16 protein-coding genes are annotated in these 16,112 nt (G+C 53.0%); 11 read left to right on the top strand and 5 right to left on the bottom strand.

All coding sequences use genetic code 11. The annotated features are described in order from the left end of the window. The first annotated feature begins 4 nt into the window (after positions 1-4). The 11 genes from LBF07_RS08345 to LBF07_RS08295 all read left to right on the top strand — a co-directional run bounded on the left by LBF07_RS08345 (position 5) and on the right by LBF07_RS08295 (position 9,859). Entirely contained in the window at positions 5-124 is a 120-nt protein-coding gene (locus LBF07_RS08345) for a GpE family phage tail protein (protein ID WP_023616176.1), read from the top strand. Continuing rightward, the gene (locus LBF07_RS08340) at positions 117-2,396 is read left to right on the top strand and encodes a phage tail tape measure protein (RefSeq protein ID WP_094934437.1); all 2,280 of its coding nucleotides are present in this window, start codon (positions 117-119) and stop codon (positions 2,394-2,396) included. The genes LBF07_RS08345 and LBF07_RS08340 overlap by 8 nt, the downstream gene beginning before the upstream one ends. An 11-nt stretch (positions 2,397-2,407) precedes the next feature. After that, the gene (locus LBF07_RS08335; RefSeq protein ID WP_023309232.1) at positions 2,408-2,872 is read left to right on the top strand and encodes a phage tail protein; all 465 of its coding nucleotides are present in this window, start codon (positions 2,408-2,410) and stop codon (positions 2,870-2,872) included. Further along, positions 2,869-4,023: a phage late control D family protein gene (locus tag LBF07_RS08330; protein ID WP_094934435.1), complete on the top strand. Its 1,155-nt coding sequence runs from the start codon at positions 2,869-2,871 to the stop codon at positions 4,021-4,023. The genes LBF07_RS08335 and LBF07_RS08330 overlap by 4 nt, the downstream gene beginning before the upstream one ends. A gap of 67 nt (positions 4,024-4,090) precedes the next feature. Then, positions 4,091-4,291: an ogr/Delta-like zinc finger family protein gene (locus LBF07_RS08325; RefSeq protein WP_029741756.1), complete on the top strand. Its 201-nt coding sequence runs from the start codon at positions 4,091-4,093 to the stop codon at positions 4,289-4,291. A gap of 325 nt (positions 4,292-4,616) precedes the next feature. Next, positions 4,617-5,933: a site-specific integrase gene (locus LBF07_RS08320; protein ID WP_224435142.1), complete on the top strand. Its 1,317-nt coding sequence runs from the start codon at positions 4,617-4,619 to the stop codon at positions 5,931-5,933. Between the two features lie 124 nt (positions 5,934-6,057). Next, on the top strand, positions 6,058-6,471 hold the full coding sequence (locus LBF07_RS08315) for a hypothetical protein (protein ID WP_127341057.1): 414 nt from the start codon (positions 6,058-6,060) through the stop codon (positions 6,469-6,471). Continuing rightward, positions 6,449-7,069 carry a hypothetical protein gene (locus LBF07_RS08310; RefSeq protein WP_047749159.1) on the top strand — a complete coding sequence of 207 codons (621 nt, stop codon included), beginning with the start codon at positions 6,449-6,451 and terminating at the stop codon, positions 7,067-7,069. The genes LBF07_RS08315 and LBF07_RS08310 overlap by 23 nt, the downstream gene beginning before the upstream one ends. A 92-nt stretch (positions 7,070-7,161) precedes the next feature. Beyond that, entirely contained in the window at positions 7,162-7,398 is a 237-nt protein-coding gene (locus LBF07_RS08305; protein WP_044066940.1) for an AlpA family transcriptional regulator, read from the top strand. A gap of 128 nt (positions 7,399-7,526) precedes the next feature. Continuing rightward, complete coding sequence (locus LBF07_RS08300) at positions 7,527-8,942, top strand: YfjI family protein (protein ID WP_047749160.1); 1,416 nt, start codon at positions 7,527-7,529, stop codon at positions 8,940-8,942. Positions 8,943-9,232: 290 nt separating this feature from the next. Next, a complete protein-coding gene (locus LBF07_RS08295) occupies positions 9,233-9,859 on the top strand; it encodes an inovirus Gp2 family protein (protein ID WP_032655145.1) in 627 nt (208 codons plus the stop codon). A gap of 90 nt (positions 9,860-9,949) precedes the next feature. On the opposite strand, the gene LBF07_RS08290 is transcribed toward LBF07_RS08295, so the two are convergent. The 5 genes from LBF07_RS08290 to dhaK form a co-directional block, all read right to left on the bottom strand. Next, positions 9,950-10,681 (bottom strand): protein YagJ, encoded by a 732-nt coding sequence (locus tag LBF07_RS08290; protein ID WP_032655142.1) that lies wholly within the window; start codon positions 10,679-10,681, stop codon positions 9,950-9,952. Between the two features lie 210 nt (positions 10,682-10,891). After that, positions 10,892-12,541 carry a glycerone kinase gene (locus LBF07_RS08285; RefSeq protein ID WP_007372177.1) on the bottom strand — a complete coding sequence of 550 codons (1,650 nt, stop codon included), beginning with the start codon at positions 12,539-12,541 and terminating at the stop codon, positions 10,892-10,894. Positions 12,542-12,615: 74 nt separating this feature from the next. Then, entirely contained in the window at positions 12,616-14,034 is a 1,419-nt protein-coding gene (dhaM, locus tag LBF07_RS08280; RefSeq protein WP_023336797.1) for a dihydroxyacetone kinase phosphoryl donor subunit DhaM, read from the bottom strand. A gap of 10 nt (positions 14,035-14,044) precedes the next feature. Continuing rightward, positions 14,045-14,677: a dihydroxyacetone kinase subunit DhaL gene (gene dhaL, locus LBF07_RS08275; RefSeq protein WP_007372179.1), complete on the bottom strand. Its 633-nt coding sequence runs from the start codon at positions 14,675-14,677 to the stop codon at positions 14,045-14,047. Between the two features lie 10 nt (positions 14,678-14,687). Next, positions 14,688-15,758, bottom strand: a complete 1,071-nt coding sequence (dhaK, locus tag LBF07_RS08270; RefSeq protein ID WP_007372180.1) for a dihydroxyacetone kinase subunit DhaK — start codon at positions 15,756-15,758, stop codon at positions 14,688-14,690. Positions 15,759-16,112 lie beyond the last annotated feature (354 nt).

Below are 16,112 nucleotides of genomic sequence, written 5' to 3'. Positions count from 1 at the left end.
TCTGATGGCGGATATCGCGGTGATTTTTCACTGGCCGCCGTCAGAACTGTACTCCCTTAGCGTGACCGAACTCCTCTTATGGCGCGAAAAAGCGCTGCAGCGAAGCGGAAACCACCATGAGTAATAATGTCAGTCTTCAGGAGCTGCTTAAGGCAGTCGACCGGGCAACCCGACCGCTTAACGCTCTCCAGAACGCCAGCCTCACTCTCGCGAGCGATATCCGCGATGCGCAGACGGCGCTGGGGGCGCTCGATGAGCAGGCGGGGCGCATTAACGGCTTCAGAAAAGCAAATGCCCGGCTCGCCACGACGGAGCAGTCGCTTGCTCAGGCGAAACAGCAGGCCGCGGCGCTGGCGGTACAGTTTAAAAACACGCAAAACCCCACCCAGGCGCAGGCTGATGCGCTGACTGCAGCCCGAAAATCGGCAGTCGACCTGAAGCATGAGTACAACAGCTTACGCTACTCGGTACAGCGTCAGCGTACTGAACTCGCTCAGGCGGGAGTGAACACGCGCACGCTCTCGTCGGATGAACGTCGTTTAAAAAGTCACATCAGCGAAAAAACGCAGCAGCTTAACCGACAGCGGGATGCGCTGGCCCGCGTCAATCAGCAGCAGGAGCGGCTGAGTGTCGTTCAGAATCGCTACGAGTCAGGCAAACGCGTTACCGCGCGGGTGCGTCAGCTTGCGAATACGGGCGTGGGCATCGCAAAAGCGGGCTTTGACCAGACGTCCCGGTTTATCGCCCCTGGCATCAGCTTTGAAAAGCAGATGTCGGCCATTCAGGCAAACCTTGGCCTGGCGAAGGGGGATTCCCGGCTTGAGGCCATTCGCCAGCAGGCGCGGGAGGTCAGCGCCAGGACCGGAGTACCTGCAGATACGGTCCTCCGGGCACAAACCGAACTGGCTCGTTCAGGCTATGACGCCGATGGGCTACTTGCGGCCACCGCGCCAACGGTCAACCTCAGCCTGGCGGGGAGTGTCGACGCGGCTAAAGCGGCCGATATGATCGCCAGCACGCAGGCCGCGTATAGCCTGGCCGATGCGGACGCGGGACGCATCGCAGATGTGCTTACGCGCGGTTCTGCCTCTTCGAATACCAGCCTCGCTGAGATGGTGGCGGCCGTCACCTCTGCTGCGCCCGCTGCGGGTGCCGCCGGTATGGGGCTTGAAGAGACCACCGCGCTGCTTGGCGTTCTGGCAGAAAAAGGAATGAAAGGCGCTGCCGCGGGGGACGCGCTCAGCGCGATGTTGCGCCATGTTCAGACTCCGGATGCCATAAAAGCCGCGGGGGCGCTGGCTTCCGCTGCGGGTGATGGATCGCTTGATGAAAAACGCCAGCAGTTGCAGGGGGCAAAGGGCAGTACCGCGCTCGCGGCTTCCGTGCAGACCGATAATCTTGACGGCGATATCAACCGATTCCAGGCCGCGTGGAACGGGTTGAAGATTGATGTATTTGATAAAGCGGATGGCGCTCTGCGCAACCTGATAACAACCGCAACCGGCTGGCTTGGCACGGCCTCCCTTTGGGTGAATGCCAACCCTGAGCTGACGCAGACCCTCGCCAGCATCGTTGTCGGCGCGCAGGCGTTTGCTGGCGTACTGGGCGGCGTAGGCACGGTTCTCGGCCCGGTTCTGACGGGCGTCAATATGGTTATTACCGCGGCCGGGATGTTGGGAACGGTATTCAGCGTGGTGGGCGGCGCCATCATGACGGTGCTGGGGGCCCTTAGCTGGCCGGTGATTGCCCTTGGCGCGGCGATTGCTGCCGGTGCCTTACTGATTTTTAAATACTGGGAGCCCATCAGCGCCTTCTTTGGCGGGGTGATGGAAGGACTTTCGACGGCTTTCGCACCGCTGGGTGCGCTGTTCTCACCGGTAATGGCGGTGTTTGACGCTATCTCGGAGAAGCTGGGCGGTATCTGGCAATGGTTCACCGACTTGATTACGCCGATCAAGGCGACGCAGGAAACGCTGGATGGCTGTAAAAACGCTGGCGTGATTTTTGGTCAGGCGCTGGGCGATGCGTTAATGGCACCGCTCGATCTCTTTAATAGCCTGAGCGGCAAGGCCAGCTGGCTGCTGGAGAAGCTCGGTATTATCAAAAACGAGTCGGGCGATCTCGACGCCGCTGCGGCAAAAGCAGAAGCGGCATCCTCACCGGCGGGCAGCGCTTATATTCCGGGCGCGGGGATCTCTGGCGGCAGCCTGGGGTATCAGCCGACCATCGCTACTGGAGGACGCTCTTACGTCGATCAGAGTAAAAGCGAATATAACATCACGCTGCAGGGGAGCACGGCCTCCGGAACGGATCTGACGCGTCAAATCCGGGAGACGATAGATAGCATTGAACAGGATAAAGCGAGACGGCAGCAATCCAGCTTTATGTATGGTTGAGGAGAGAAAAAATGTTAATGGTGCTGGGTCTGTTTGTCTTTGAACGACGAACCTTACCGTATCAGTCAATGATATTCACAAAAGACTACCGCTGGGCATCCAGCGCTCGCATCGGGAAACCCAAAGCCTGGCAGTACCTTGGCGAAGGTGAGACATCCTTTAGCCTCTCCGGCTTACTTTACCCGGAACTCACGGGAGGGCGGCTTTCCCTCAAGGCGGTTGAGCTGATGGCAAATGAGGGGCGGGCATGGCCGTTGATAGACGGTACCGGCATCATTCACGGCATGTTTGTCATTGAGAAAGTCACGCACACGCATTCGGATTTTTACAGTGACGGTACCGCCCGAAAAATTGAGTTTACCCTGTCGCTAAAACGCGTGGACGAATCGCTGATGACGACGTTTGGCGACCTGCGAACGCAGGCCTCAGAGCTGGTGGAAAGCGCACGGAATAGCATTGGAGGGCTGGTGGGATGATCACCGAAATGAATATCCGGGCGGGTGGAAAAATCGCCCCTGATTTTATGCTTAAGCTTGACGATCGTGATATCACGCAAAATTTCAGCCATCGTCTTATCAGCCTGACCATGACCGACAAACGGGGGCTGGAAGCCGATCAGCTGGATATTCTGCTGGATGATTCCGACGGGCTGCTGGACTTGCCTGCCCGGGGGGCAAGGCTGTCCTTATGGCTGGGATGGGAGGGAACCCCGCTCGAGGAGAAAGGGGACTTTACGATTGATGCGATTCATTTCCGGGGCGCGCCGGACACGCTGACCATCCAGGGATTCAGCGCAGATTTTCGTGGAAAGCTAAACGTGCGGCGCGAACAGTCGTGGCATGACACGACGATTGGCGCGATAGTCGATACCATCGCTCAGCGTAACCAGTTGACCGCCAGCGTCGCGTCGGGGCTTGCATCCATCGCCATCTCTCATATTGACCAGTCTCAGGAGACAGACGCGGCCTTCCTCTCCCGCCTTGCTGAACGTAATGGAGCATTTGTTTCAATCAAAGCCGGGAAGATTATCTTTATGAAAGCGGGCCAGGCCGTGACGGCCAGCGGCACTCCGCTTTCCTTAATGATGATTGAACGTGGGGATGGAGATAAGCACCTTTTTTCCATAGCTGACCGTGAAAATTATTCCGGCGTAACGGCCAAATGGCTGCAAACGCGTGACCCCAAACAACAAAATCCTCAATTGAGTATTGCTCGTCAGTCCGGAGGGCAGCAGACAGAAGCACTGCAGCACCCGGATGCCGCCGCACCGGTAGCGGGAGCAGCAGGCAAGGAGCAGAAACCGCAAGAGAGGCTGGTGGGATCGGCGGAAAACGTATTTGAGCTCACCACGGTTTATGCCTCTGAAGAGCAGGCGCTCAGGGCCGCAGAGGCTAAGTGGCGCGCGCTTCAGCGGGGAACCGTAGAGTTTTCCATCCAGCTTGCCCTGGGACGCGCCGATCTGTTCCCCGAAACGCCGGTGCTGGTAAACGGTTTTAAACGCGTCATCGACGAGCAGGCGTGGATCATCAGCGAGGTGGTGCATACCCTCAACGATAGCGGATTTACCACGCAGCTTAAGCTTGAGCTGAACGTCAGCGACGAAAAATTTACTGTTGATAGTGAGTAATGTAGTTGCTATTGGTTTTATTTTGGGTATTATTGATTCACAAAATGTGAATCAAGTGGAGGGGTACATGTTTCATTGTCCTAAGTGCAAGCACTCTGCGCATGCGCGTACCAGTCGCTATCTAAGTGAAAATACCAAAGAGCGCTATCACCAGTGCACCAATGTAGACTGCAGCTGTACGTTCGTGACGATGGAGTCCGTGGAGCGCCTGATTGCGACCCCGGGCGCCTCTGAGCGTGTCCGAACGGCTTCGCTAAACCACGGTTAGCGGCTGCGTTGCCGGCTCAAAAAATCAATAAAAAAGCCACTCAATTGAGTGGCTTAATCATATGATTCTAAAACTAAAATTTGGTGGCCCCTGCTGGACTTGAACCAGCGACCAAGCGATTATGAGTCATAAAATCGGCATGCTTCTAATCGTTCGCTATTGACGCTTATTGTATTTTTAATTGTCTATAATCAATCAGTTATGATGTTGTTTTTGTTTCTGATTGGTTGTCTCGTCTCCTCATTGTACTATCGTTACCTGACCCATTACCTGACCCAAAATGGGCATCGGGTCAGGTAACGCTTATCCTTAGAAAGGTAACCTCATGGCCGCTAATCTTACCGAGACTGCTATACGTGGATTGAAGACAAAAAGCACGTCGTACTACGTGTGGAGCAACAGTGCTCAGCGTGGTACCGGCAGGCTTGGCGTTAAGGTTCAGCCTTCAGGCAGCAAAGTTTTTTATTTCCGTTACTACGTTGAGAAAGGGAAGAAAGAGAAATTCATTCAGTTGGGCATCTGGCCTGAGATGAAACTGGTGACGGCCAATGAGCTGGCGAAAAAATATGGAGCCTGGCTTGTTGAAGGAAAAGAGCCGCAGCAAGAGCTTGAGCAACAGCGCCTGGCCGAACAGCACATCATGCAGATCCATCGCTCGCAGGGCTCGTTTAAAGAGCTGGTACATGGCTACGTTAACAAGATGAAGCTCGACAATAAGCGGACCTGGGCTGATGTCCTGAAGCGTCTTGAAAAAGAGTGCTACACGGTTATCCCTCGAGAAACCAAAGCGAAAGATGTAACACCTCTGCAGATCAAAACCATCCTCTCAGGCATTATCCAGCGTGATGCGGTGGTGCATGCTAATCGGATTCGCTCGTATCTGATGGCGGCATTTAACTACGGCCTGAAAGCTGATAACGATCCGATTAATACCAGCGTGGGTATCACGTTTGGTCTTGAAGTTAACCCGGTCTCGGCCATACCGAAACAGTCTTCGGCGGAAAAAGTGGGTGATACATGGCTAACACTGGAAGAGTTGCGTGTTGTCATGGAACAGTTCGCCGGGGCCACCAACGTTGGGCCGCTGATGCAGCATCTGATTCGCTTCTGTGTTTATGCTGGTGGGCAGCGTCCGTTTGAAATGATTGCCAGCCAGTGGAGTGCTATTGATTGGCAACAAAAGACGTTGCTGGTCATAGCCGATGTATCGAAAAACAAGCGTGAGCATCTGATCCCGCTGACTGAATCGGCACTACAGGAATTAGCCTCAGTGAAAGAACTGACTAAGGAAAGCAACAGTCCCTATATCTTCCCACTCTCGACCAATGGAGATCGACCGGTACGCACTGATAGTCTGGCGCGTTCCATCATGTATTTCCGGGCTTTTAATCCTGAGTTTAAAGTTTTCACGGCGCGAGATTTGCGTCGTACCTGTAAAACGCTGATGGGGGAGGCCGGGATCAGTAAAGAGATCCGAGATCGTATCCAGAATCACGCTTTGAATGATGTCAGCTCGAAACACTATGATCGCTATGATTACCTGACTGAAAAGCGCAGGGCGCTTGAAATTTGGGAGGAACGGGTTAATAACTATCAGCGACACCAGGAAAACAACGTGGTAAGTCTCTTCAAAAGAACATAGTAAGTTATACTCCCGAGTAGTGAAATATAAGATGGATCACTTTTTAGGGGCGATTGCTGTGTCAGGCGACACTTAATTTGTTATTATCGACAAATGATAAGTGTCTGCCTGATGGGAGAGAGGGATGAATTCTAATTTTTTTTCGTTGTCAAAAATAACTGATCAGCATATCGTTCAGAAAATACTGGATGCATGGTTTTCTAAACGTATACAACTTTTTTTGTATTTTGGCGGAAATGGCAAAAAATATAGATTGTCACGCTGTATTTCGCCTTCGCTACATATAGGCGGAGAGCAGCTTATTAGTAATGGGGATGAATTTTACCTGTCAGAAGACAGTAAGGCACATTCAATTTTAAAATTCATCCCTGACCTGCCGCTAAAATCGCACTTGAAGATAACTAAAGGTTTTAAAATATCAAGATCAATTCAAGGTGAGTATTTCAACTATGAATACGCAGGGACTGCATTGGGATATTGGGTTGTTGTCCCGACTAAACTAGCAGCCTTTAATAATGATAATTATATTCATCACTGATAAAGAGTCATTTAGTCTTAAGGCTGATTCATCTGGTGCGGTATATGTCTATAGTGTTTACGATGAGGACTATTTGATTTTTGACGGTGATAACGGCATCAATAATGATGATCTCTATATCGATGTTAATGTGCTAAAGTCCGTCTTTCCTTCATTCAACCCTGATGATAAATTTAATGGCGTAACAGTTGAGAAAAAATCAAAAGAGGCTGTTTTTGAAACTAAAAAAGAGAATTTTGCTGTTTGTTTGCTTATGCATGAAACTGTCGTGAGGAACAATGGCGTTCCTGTTGTCAGTAAATTTAAAGTTGATTATGATGAAATGTGGAAAGCAAATATATCAGAAAGTACACTTCTTGAATGGTTTGAAAAACCAGCTGCATTTACAGATAGAAGGCAAAGAATTAAGGGCGAAAAAATAAAAGGTCTATATTTGTTTATGACTATGTTCAGTCAAAAATATGGAAGTGGCTCCAAAAGTAAAACCGCTATAATTGCAGATGAACTCAACAAATTGGCGGCCTCGGACGATTTTCAGTTCCCGGTCGCATTCACTACAAGTGATGTCAGAAAGTGGCTTAAGAAACCCAAAAACTAAGCGCTTACTAAGCGCATCTCCAAAAGTGCATCACTTTCCAAATCTCCCGTCCTGAAACATGATTGTCTCCATCGAAACCACAGGAGGCAATCATGCACAATTCTTTTACTCAACCTACCCCCGAGCAGCGTTTACAGGCTTTACAGAACTATGGCGAGAGGTCAGATCGTCTGGTTCGTGAACGTGAACGCCAGCGTATCACATCAGTATCACGATCTACAGCATGGAAACTTGAACGAGCAGGCCGCTTCCCTTTACGTAAGTCGATTGGGCCAAAATCTTGTGCCTGGCTGCTGAGTGATCTTCTTTGCTGGATCAGCATTCGTTAATCAAAAAGTCGTGTTTTCGGTTCGTTTTATCTTTAATGAACACGGTTTCATCTTGCTATTTCCGCTACTAATAGCGGAATAGCCGCTAAGGTGAAATAAATTTATCCTTAATCTATACAGAGGTTTTCATGCTTATTAGTCGTCCGTTCCCTGTACAAGTACTGCCATTGATTATCAGAAATGCGGTTTATGAGGTAACTCAAAATACACAGGCACCATTAGCGCTAGTTGCCGCATCTGCCCTTGGTGCTATTTCCCTTGCCAGTCAAAACGGGATTGATGTTTGCCGGTTTAATCATTTGCGTAGTCCCGTATCTTTATTTTTGCTGACACTGGCTGATTCTGGAGAAAGGAAAAGCAGTGTGGATAAAGCATTAATGAAGCCGCTGTACGATTTGGAGGAACAAAAGTTTATACAATACATGAGGGATTATGAAACCTGGGAAAATAACATGCAAGTGTTTAATACCCAACAAAAGGCGTTAACATCAAAGCTGAAATCGGAGATCAGGCGAAATAAAGATTCTTCCGCGACTGAAGCACAATTAAAAGCTCTTATGGAAAACCGCCCGGAAGAGCCAGTAAGGTACAAGTTGATGTTTAATGATGCCACTCCGGCGGCGATTAAACAGTTTCTCTGTGGTCAATGGCGGGCTATTGGCATAACTTCCGATGAAGCAGGCACCATATTTAAAGGTCATACACTAAATGATCTGCCTTTCATCAACAAAATGTGGGATGGCTCAACATTTTCAGTGGAAAGGAAATGTAGCCCGGAACAATTTATTAAGGATGCCAGAGTTACTCTGTCTGCAATGCTACAACCTGTTATTTTTAGAGCATATCAGGAGTCTAATGGAGAGATGGCTAAAGGGATAGGTTTTTTTGCCCGCGCCTTGCTCTGTCAGCCAGACTCAACCCAGGGTTACAGGAAAATTACCAGCCCAGTGACTTCAACCGAACATTTGCCAGTATTCCACCAACGATTGATGGAGATCATCACTGAAAATATGATACGACATGATGAAAATAAAAGGGAATGCCTCTTTTTTTGTCCTGAGGCGGAACAACGAATGATTGAGTTTTATAATAAAGTTGAATCTGAGATGGGGATGCTTGGTTTTCTTTCTGACTTCAAAGACTATGCTTCTAAGGTCACAGAGAATATGGCGAGAGTAGCTGCTTTACTGCACTACTTCGAGGGGAGTGGCGGAGATATTTCACTCATTGCTGTTGAAGCAGCCATACAGATAATTTCATGGTACGTGGACGAGTATGTAAGGCTTTTCTCAAAACAGCAAGAATCGACACTTGTAGGCTCAGAGGCTCACGATCTTTACTGTTGGATAAAAGAATATTGCGTGAGAAATACGATCCCTTATCTCAGAAAAAACACGATATTGCAGTATGGCCCCAATCGGTTCAGAAACAGAGCGACAGTGAGCGAATTACTAAGCACTCTTTACTCACAGCGTAAGATAATGGCTGCGAAGCGAGGTAAAACTATATTTATCCAGCCTGTGGAGACCACTGATTTGGTTTGATTCCATCAGAAATATTATTTTTTCTCGAAGCTAATTGCAGAGTGACTTTTAAACAGCCATCACAGGCTGGGGCTACCTTCGTCTCAGATTTAGATGTTGGATAGGTATTATAATGGCATTGTATACCCTTACTACCTGTATTAACCAGTAGGGGTAGTAATCAGATCAGTATGTGCGTACTAAGATCTGATACCAGTATATACCGACAACAGTGACCAGGAATAGCCCTGCCTGTATGGCATCCCTATACGGTCTGTTATAGACCGTAGGACCAACTACAGGTTTATATGATGAAAACATATCAAGGTACTCATGGAGTTCATATCCTTGAATATCAGAGCAAGATTAATAAATTATTATGTTACTTGACTAACCGTTACCCCAGGCTAACGGCGGTACGTGTCGATCTCCACTATCCGAAGATAGTTGATGACGGTGACAATATTTGTTGCTTCCCTAATCTGGAGCCTGGGGTGATATCCCGGATGCGTGAATCCCTCAGAGCTAAGCTGGAGGCTGATCGTACCCGTAAGGAGCGTGAAGGTAAACGCATCTACCGTTGCCCTTTATTCATTATATGGGCGAAAGAGTATTCTGAGTCAGGTAAATGCCACTATCACATTTGCCTGTTGTTCAACAAAGACGCTTACTACCACCTCGGGGATTACGATCAGGACGATAACCTTAGAGGGATGATCACAGGAGCCTGGTACAGCGCCCTGAGACTGGAGAGAGACGATCACCCTGGTCTGGTCCATTTTCCTGAAAACTGTAAGTATGTGCTAGACACCAATAGTACTGACTTCCAGCAGAACTACCAGGCGCTGTTAACCCGACTGGACTACCTGACCAAAGTTGAAAGCAAAGTGTTTGGTGAAGGAGACCGTAACTTCGGCTGTAGCCAAATCGAACTGTAAGTCGGTAATGGCCTTCTCAGTGAGAAGGCCTTATTTGTATTGTTTCAAAAAATTACTAAAATGCAGTTTCGTTACGCAATTTTCTATAGATTACTGATAGTCATCAGCAAGTCCGCTACTAAATAACGTTTCTGCATTTTCAGCGGTAGCAACAGCATCCTGCACATCCTGCCGTTTCAAATCTAACACTCGTAATTTACCCTTTACTTCGGCGACAGATTCGATTCGCCTGTAAGCATCAGAATGATGTTCGGCATATAGCGCAAGTCCTTTCAGTTTGGGCAAAGCATCAGCCAGATGTAGGCTATGTGGATCTACCAGGTCCACAACCATTTTGCCATCCTGTTCGGCAAAGAACAGGAAATCGGGACGAACAATCTTGTACTGTTCAGCTTCAACATAAGCGATTCCCAGTGACGACTGCCCTGTGTACTGTGGATTACGATACCAGAAAGCAAATCCTTCACGTTTGGTTTCGATCTCAAAAACCTTGGTTTCCCAATGGTTCAACAGAGCCGGATAGTTCCCGTTTTCGTCACACAACAAATGGTGTTTCCAGACTGGAAGGTCAGCTTCCTTTTCACCTTCACGCACCCTGGTCATTTCAAACTTGTTCGCCGGCCTGACCAGATCCACATCCTGCGGTTCGGTACTCATTTCGACGATTTGACGATAGGCCTCTTTACGCTCATCTTTCAACGACTTGATTTGCGGTGTGTACTCGGCCAGCCACGCCTTCGCCAGTCTATCGGCCTCGCCATCTAAGTAATCCTGCACCTCCATCACCAGCCCCATGCCAGCAACGGTAACACGAGCCTCCATGATTGCTTCCAGATATTCCTCTGCATCCTCTTCTCGATCCGCAACCTTATCGGCCAGATATTCGACAGCAACTGGTGCATTCGCAGGCGTACTGGCATAGCAAATAATCGGCAGTGTGGTAAACCCGGATGGCGGCGCGTTGCGCCTTCTCCGGGCTACCTTTCAATGGTGTTATGTTGCCCCGGTAAGCGCAGCGCCACCGGGTGAGGCTTAGCGTTCCGCCAGCGCCTTAAACACCATCGCCACCGCGTGGGCGCCGGGGTCCATATTGCCGAGCAGGCTCTCGCTATTGAGATAGGAGGCGCGTCCGGCGCCGGCTTTGCTCGACTGGCAGGTGCGATCCGCGCCGGCCTGCGCCGCGGCGAAAGCGGCCTGCAGATTATCCGGTTCGGCCAGCAGCGCCGCCAGCGCCGGCTGTAGAGCGTCAATCATCGTCCGGTCGCCCTCATCGGCGCCGCCGTAAAATTTCATCTGCCCCAGACCGGCGTTCAGCGCTTCCGCCATGCTGGCGCCTTGCTCCAGCTTCTGCCCGGCGGCGGTGAAGAAAATCGACATCAATACGCCGCTGGAGCCGCCCATCACCACCGTCAGGCGTTCGCCAATTAGCGCGAACAGCGTGGGTAAATCATTGAGCGGCAGTTGCTGGCGTTGCAATAGAGCGGCAATCTCACGCGCGCCAGCGGCGAAAGTGGAGCCGGTATCGCCGTCGCCCACTTTGGCGTCAAGCGCGTTGAGATGGGTTTCGAGGCCGGAGAGGGTGCTGGTCACCTGCGCCACGTAATCGCCCACCTGCGGGTTGGCCGATGGCGTAAAGGCGACGCGTGCGCTGGCGAGCGCGGACGGCATGATATTAACAGCCCGCGGCTGCACCGGCTTCTGCCAACTGGCGGTTTCGACATCCGACAGCAGCGCCTTTTCAATGCTCTCTTCCAGCACGATAGTGGTCAGCGAGAAGCCTTTCATATCCAGCGCCGTTACCAGCGAAGCCGGGCCAATCAACCAGTCAACGCGCGCATGGAGTGGGGTGTTGGCCAGCTCGCGGGTCAGAATCGCCATCTCGGCCACCGACACGCCGCCGAGATTATTGAGCATCACCGCCAGGCGGCCGGTTTCAGGTAGGGCGGCGGTCAGCTTCTCTACCATAATCTGCATGATTTCCGCGCTGTTATGGGTCGCGATCGTCGAGGCTCCCGGTTCGCCGTGGATGCCCATCCCCAGCTCGGCGTGGCCGGGCTGATGGCGCGGCGCGCTTTCCGCTTCCTGCGGCAGGTGACAGCTGGCCAGCGCCACCCCGATGCTGGCGGTATGGTTGGCGGCGTATTGCGCTTCACGCAGGACGGTGGCGAGGTTGAAGCCGCGCTCGGCGAAATAGCCCGCCACCTTATGCACAAGAATAGTCCCGGCGATACCGCGCGGCTGTTTGTTATCCGGCAGCGAAATATCGTCGCCGACGATCAGCATCTCTACGTTATAGCCAAGACGGCGCGCTTTCTCCGCCGCGAGGCCGAAGTTAAGCCGATCGCCGGTGTAGTTTTTAACGATCAGCAGACAGCCCGCCTCGCCGGTCACCGCCTGAATCGCGGTGAGTACCGCATCGACGCTCGGCGAGGCGAACAGATCGCCGCAGACCGCGGCGGTCAGCATGCCTTTACCAATAAAGCCGACGTGCGCCGGTTCATGGCCGGAGCCGCCGCCGGAAATCACCGCCACGTTGTTTTTATTCAGATCGCGGCGTACCACTACACGGATCGCCGGGTCGCTCTCCAGGCGGGCGAGGTTGTTCCACGGGCTGGCAATAATGGTTCCCTCGATCACGTCGTTAACGAGGCTGGCGCGCTGGTTAAAAAAGAATTGAGACATAGTGGTTCCTGATCAGTAAGCGAAAACTCACCCTCCGGAGGCGGGCCCCCGGAGTGGTAACGGTCAAAGTGGATTTAGCGACGAATAAGACGTTGCAGACGCATATCGAGCGTGATGGCTTCGCCAGGCTGAATATCATTCAGCGCTTCGCCCTGCTGGCATAGCCAGGCGATCCCCGCCGCGCGGGCGATAATCGCGCCGTGGGCCTGTTCGCTGCCGTCGCGCAGGCACAGGCCGGTGACCTTGCTGGCATCCAGTTGGAGTACAGTCGAGGGATAAATATTGTCGGCGATAATAATCGTCGGCTCACTGGCGAATGGCAGCGTCTCCTTAATACCCTGCAGATGGCGCAGCGTGCGCTGCAGAATATCGTCGACATCGATATAACGGGCCTGCAGATAGGCGTCATCCAGCTGACGATACTGCTGGCTGAGCTCCATCAGCACTTGATGCCACGCCCATTCCGCCGAGCACTGTTCGGTGAGCAGGCGATCGTTGGCGGCATCAAACAGATCTTCATCGTCGAGCAAGGTGTGATGACCGGCGAAGATCGCCGCGATATCGGCGTTAAATTTGTGTTCCGCCAGCTCGGTGAGCGCATTGAGATCGGCCAGCGTCTGGTCGATCGCCTGGCGCAGGCGCTGCTGCTCGCGGGCGATGTCGGCGGCGGCGGGGAGCGCCGGTTGGATCGGCGCCTGCGGATAAAGCATCGCGGCGCCTTCAACACGCGCAGGTATGGCGGGTTCCGCTGTCGGCTGCGCCTCCGGCGACTCGCCGAAGTTATCGGCGGCCAGCGCCTGAAACGCCGCCAGCGCCGCATCGGCGTCCGGACCGCGGGCCAGCAGGCGCAGCTTATCGTGGCGGCGCACCTGTAGCAGAGCGATTTGATTCAGACTGTCCGGGGTGACGCATTTGCCGTTTTTCTCCAGCACCAGGTCGGCGTTAAAACCCGCCAGCGCGGCGACCAGCTTTGATGCCGGACGCACGTGCAGGCCGTTGTGATTGTTAATAATGACTGAAACCGATTTAGCATCGCCGTCGTCAGCAAGCGTTGGGGCGGCGGCGTCAGGCGTGTGCGAAGGTAAACCCAGCTGAACCCGCTTGGCTTCCAGGGCGTTCATGGCATCGGCGATAACTTTGTCGATCCCGGCGCCGGAGGCGGCGCTGACGGTGGCCGCCAGCGTCCCTTCGACCAGCGGCGCGGCGCACAGCCGCACCTTTGCCGCCATCGCCGGATCGAGCAGATCGAGGGCGGTTTCGGCGCTGAGCAGGGCGCTGCCGATATCCATCATCACCAGAACATGGTCGGTATCGGCGACGGATTCGATCGCCTCCATGACTTTAATCGGATCGGTGCCGATCGGGCTGTCGGGATCGTCGATCCCGGCGGCGATCGCCAGCTTACAGCCATCGTTCATTAACATCTGCCGGGCCAGTTCTCCGACACCTTCGCCCAGCCGGGCGCTATGAGAAACAATAACCAGGTTTACCATCGCGATTTCCTTACTCTTTGGCGGCGGCAGCCAGCATCTGAACCATAAACAGCACCGAGGTCGCGCCGGGATCCTGATGCCCGATGCTGCGCTCGCCGAGATAGCTGGCGCGGCCTTTACGCGCCTGCATGGTGATGGTGGCGTGGGCGGCGCGCTCGGCCACTTCGCAGGCGGCATCCAGCGCGGCAGGGATAGACAGATGTTGCTCGCTGGAATGACGCAGGGATTCCACCACCGGCAGCCAGACGTCGCACATCGTCTTATCGCCCGGCTCCGCTTTACCACGGTTGACGACGCCGTCCGCGCCTTCGCGGATCATCTGATAAAGCTCGTCGAGGGTCAGGCTCTGATGCGCCTGGGTGACCTGGGCGGCGCGGATAAAGAAGGTGCCGAACAGCGGGCCGCTGGCGCCGCCGACGTTGGAAAGCAGCGTCATCCCGGTATTCTTGAGAATAAAACCGATGTCTTTATCGGCGATCGACGGCAGCTTTTCGACCACTTTGCTGAAGCCGCGATGCATATTGAGGCCGTGGTCGGCGTCGCCGATCTCTTTATCAAGGCCGGTGAGAAAATCGCTCTGTTTGGTGAAAATGTCGCCACAGCGGTACAGCCAGTCGACGATTTGCGTTCTGTTCAGTGACATGTCGTGCTCCTTATTTTCCCCAGTTCAGCGCTGGGGTATGGACCGGGGCGTCCCATAACGCCAGTGTGTCATCATCCGCTTTCAGCAGGGTGATGGAGAAACCCGCCATATCCAGCGAGGTGCAGTAGCTGCCGATGAGGTTGCGTTCAATCACAATGCCGGACGCTTCGCAGCGCTGGGCAAGGCGGTTGTAAACGCCGTACAGTTCGGAAAGCGGGGTGGCGCCGAGGTTATTGACCAGCGCGATAACCCGATCGCCGTTTTGCAGCGCGGTTTTGCTCTGTTTCACTTCCTGCCACGCTCCCTTGACGTTATCCCACTGGCGCAGCGTGCGGCTGTATGCGCCGTTTTCCAGCAGGGTATCGACCATCTCATCGACGGTTTGGTCGAGCGAGCTGAAGCGGCGGCGGTCGATACCCGGCTCGCCATGGATGCCGACGCCGAACTCCATCTCATCATCTTTCAGGGTAAAGGAGGGCTGTCCGGCGGCCGGTACGGTGCAGGCGCCCAGCGCGATGCCAATCGAGTGACCAAGGTTATTTAAACGGCGGCCCAGTTCAGCGCAGGCTTCCAGCGAGTCGCCGCGTTCGGCGGCGGCGCCGACCAGTTTTTCAATCAGCACGGTATTGGCGACGCCGCGGCGTCCGGCGGTATAGAGGCTGTCTTTTACCGCCACGTCGTCATCCACCACGACGGTGGTAACCTTAACGCCACTTTCGTGCAGCAGCTCGGTGGCGGTCTCAAAATTCAGGATGTCGCCGGTATAGTTTTTGATAATCAGCAGGACGCCTTCGCCGCCGTCAATCTGCATCGCGCATTCGAACATTTTGTCCGGCGTCGGCGAGGTGAAAATTTCCCCCGGACAGGCGCCGGAGAGCATGCCCTGGCCGATGTAGCCGCAGTGCATCGGTTCGTGTCCGCTGCCGCCGCCGGAGAGCAGCGCCACTTTGCCGGCGACCGGTGCATCAGCGCGGGTGACATAGACCGGGTCCTGGTGCAGCGTCAGTTCAGGATGCGCCTTCGCCAGGCCGATAAGCTGTTCACTCAGTACATCTTCCACACGGTTAATCAGTTTTTTCATTGTTTATGCTCCGTAGGGTAGGGGGAGGTCGCCTGTCTATAAGGGTAGCCCGGCGATGTAGTGATTCTGGCTGAGCGGGCGCAAAATAAAATGCCGTCAAAATTGGTTCCATAACGGAACGTAGAAAAGAATTTTTGTTCCTTTATGGAACATTAATTGCCGATAAACAGGAGAAATGCGAGCCAGCGCTAATAATTTGTCCGTTTTTTTCTGCTATCAGAAATGGGGCAAGGATGATTTTTTTCGCCATTGTGCCGCATTGAGGCGATTTTCTGCGTTAAAGAGGGGAGACGATAGCGGCTTTTTTGCCAAAATGATCCGATCGCGATCGCAATCCCATCGCTTTCTCAGTCA

This window comes from Enterobacter cloacae complex sp. ECL352, assembly GCF_020149545.1.
In the GTDB taxonomy this organism is placed as follows: domain Bacteria; phylum Pseudomonadota; class Gammaproteobacteria; order Enterobacterales; family Enterobacteriaceae; genus Enterobacter; species Enterobacter asburiae_B.
The sequence above is the reverse complement of the archived record's forward strand: the minus strand, read 5'-3'. Positions and strand labels throughout refer to the sequence as shown.

Bases quoted from the DNA above. Each gene is read 5' to 3' on its own strand.
- LBF07_RS08345 (WP_023616176.1), top strand. From the start codon at position 5: ATGGCGGATATCGCGGTGATTTTTCACTGGCCGCCGTCAGAACTGTAC.
- LBF07_RS08340 (WP_094934437.1), top strand. From the start codon at position 117: ATGAGTAATAATGTCAGTCTTCAGGAGCTGCTTAAGGCAGTCGACCGG.
- LBF07_RS08335 (WP_023309232.1), top strand. From the start codon at position 2,408: ATGTTAATGGTGCTGGGTCTGTTTGTCTTTGAACGACGAACCTTACCG.
- LBF07_RS08330 (WP_094934435.1), top strand. From the start codon at position 2,869: ATGATCACCGAAATGAATATCCGGGCGGGTGGAAAAATCGCCCCTGAT.
- LBF07_RS08325 (WP_029741756.1), top strand. From the start codon at position 4,091: ATGTTTCATTGTCCTAAGTGCAAGCACTCTGCGCATGCGCGTACCAGT.
- LBF07_RS08320 (WP_224435142.1), top strand. From the start codon at position 4,617: ATGGCCGCTAATCTTACCGAGACTGCTATACGTGGATTGAAGACAAAA.
- LBF07_RS08315 (WP_127341057.1), top strand. From the start codon at position 6,058: ATGAATTCTAATTTTTTTTCGTTGTCAAAAATAACTGATCAGCATATC.
- LBF07_RS08310 (WP_047749159.1), top strand. From the start codon at position 6,449: ATGATAATTATATTCATCACTGATAAAGAGTCATTTAGTCTTAAGGCT.
- LBF07_RS08305 (WP_044066940.1), top strand. From the start codon at position 7,162: ATGCACAATTCTTTTACTCAACCTACCCCCGAGCAGCGTTTACAGGCT.
- LBF07_RS08300 (WP_047749160.1), top strand. From the start codon at position 7,527: ATGCTTATTAGTCGTCCGTTCCCTGTACAAGTACTGCCATTGATTATC.
- LBF07_RS08295 (WP_032655145.1), top strand. From the start codon at position 9,233: ATGAAAACATATCAAGGTACTCATGGAGTTCATATCCTTGAATATCAG.
- LBF07_RS08290 (WP_032655142.1), bottom strand. From the start codon at position 10,681: ATGGAGGCTCGTGTTACCGTTGCTGGCATGGGGCTGGTGATGGAGGTG.
- LBF07_RS08285 (WP_007372177.1), bottom strand. From the start codon at position 12,541: ATGTCTCAATTCTTTTTTAACCAGCGCGCCAGCCTCGTTAACGACGTG.
- dhaM (WP_023336797.1), bottom strand. From the start codon at position 14,034: ATGGTAAACCTGGTTATTGTTTCTCATAGCGCCCGGCTGGGCGAAGGT.
- dhaL (WP_007372179.1), bottom strand. From the start codon at position 14,677: ATGTCACTGAACAGAACGCAAATCGTCGACTGGCTGTACCGCTGTGGC.
- dhaK (WP_007372180.1), bottom strand. From the start codon at position 15,758: ATGAAAAAACTGATTAACCGTGTGGAAGATGTACTGAGTGAACAGCTT.